The organism is Limnofasciculus baicalensis BBK-W-15 (assembly GCF_024178385.1).
Classification (GTDB): domain Bacteria; phylum Cyanobacteriota; class Cyanobacteriia; order Cyanobacteriales; family Coleofasciculaceae; genus Limnofasciculus; species Limnofasciculus baicalensis.
The window spans coordinates 1-1,464 of sequence record NZ_JAMZMM010000682.1 but is presented as its reverse complement, the minus strand read 5'-3'; the positions used below and the strand labels follow the sequence as shown (position 1 = coordinate 1,464).

General features: G+C 62.6%; 2 protein-coding genes. One reads left to right on the top strand and one right to left on the bottom strand.

Annotated elements, in window-relative coordinates; all coding sequences use genetic code 11:
* Window positions 1–260 precede the first annotated feature (260 nt).
* Window positions 261–1,094: an inositol monophosphatase family protein gene (locus tag NJ959_RS29435; RefSeq protein ID WP_254015308.1), complete on the top strand. Its 834-nt coding sequence runs from the start codon at window positions 261–263 to the stop codon at window positions 1,092–1,094.
* Window positions 1,095–1,105: 11 nt separating this feature from the next.
* Here the strand turns inward: NJ959_RS29435 and NJ959_RS29430 are convergent.
* A partial coding sequence (locus tag NJ959_RS29430) for a DUF3418 domain-containing protein (protein ID WP_254015307.1) occupies window positions 1,106–1,464 on the bottom strand: 359 nt, incomplete at its 5' end.

The following is a 1,464-nucleotide window of genomic DNA, read 5'->3' as shown; positions in this document are numbered from 1 at the left end:
CACCACGACCGACCCACAGGTCCATCTGGTTGAACGCGCTCGCGAGCGTCTTGATCTGCACCCAGCCGGCCTGAGGCTCAGGGCATTCTGGGTAGTCCGTGCGATACTCGATGTTGGCGGCGACTGGCGAACCTTGACGCTGTACGACGACGGCTTTCATGCCAGAGAATAGCGGGCCGAATCGGGCGTGGAGCGCGACCAGCCACTCACGCGCCCGGGACTACCATGACTCTGTGAGCGAAGACGCACTCCCGCAAAGAATGATCGCCGCCCGTCGCATCGCTCTCGAAGCGGCCCGACTAACGCTTCGCTGGTTTCCCGGGCCGACGTTGGGTGCGAATCGTGACACCAGCCCCCACCTCGAGACGCTCACACAGGAAACCAAAGGCGATGGCTCGCCGGTCACCATCGCAGACCGCAGCGCAGAGACGTTGGTTCGCGAGCGTCTGGCAGAGGCGTTCCCGCGTGATGGCGTCCTCGGCGAAGAGTTTGGAGAGCGAGCGGGCACCTCAGAGTATCGTTGGGTCGTGGACCCCATCGACGGCACCGTCTCGTTCGTGCACGGCGTGCCGCTCTACGGCACAATCCTCGGCCTGGAGAAAGACGGCTCGCCCATTGGCGGCGTGATCGTCATGCCCGCCTTGAACGAACTTGTGTGGGGAGCTATCGGTCTCGGTTCGTGGCATGAACTGGAACTCGATGAGGTTGGACAAGCACGCACGTCCACGCCTGCAAAGGTCTCCAACACTTCGCGCTTGAGCGACGCCACCTTGGTCACGACCTCATTGGACTACTTCGAGAAGGCACGCGCCATTGAGTTGTACCCACGGCTCCAGAAGTCGTGCGCGGTCACGCGCGGCTGGAGCGACTGCTATGGCCTCGTCCTCGTCGCCACGGGCAGGGCGGACGCTTCAGTCGAACCGCTCATGAAACCATGGGATATCTGCGGCGCGGTCGCGATCATCGAAGAGGCCGGAGGTCGGTGCACGGACTTCGCTGGACACCGACGAGTCACTTCAGGGAATGCGGTCGTGAGCAATGGCGCGCTTCACGATCAACTGCTGGCCGTCGTCAGGTACCCCGCTCACACCTGACGCCTGGCACTCTACGGCTTTCCAATCTTGTTCCACTGTTCTTGCAGGCGTTTTGGCGAAACCGTCATCGCTGTGCGAAGTTCCTGCGCGAACTGCGCGACGCGGAACTCTTCGACCATCCATCGGTAGAGCGTCAGTTCCCCGTCTGTCACGCCAGCCTTGGCATGCAGATCGACTCGGGCCTTGGCGGCTCGCCAGTAGGGAACGGTCTCTTCCATGAGTTTGGAATCACGCGGCAGGTTGGCCGCGACCTTGCCCATGCGCACGCGGATCCCCGCCAGATATCGTGGCAAGTGCTTGCGCTTCTCGGCTGGAATCGTCGCAAGGAAGCCCTTGAACACCCGGTGTGAGGCTTGGTCGCGGATGTCGG

Bases quoted from the DNA above. Each gene is read 5' to 3' on its own strand.
- NJ959_RS29435 (WP_254015308.1), top strand. From the start codon at position 261: ATGATCGCCGCCCGTCGCATCGCTCTCGAAGCGGCCCGACTAACGCTT.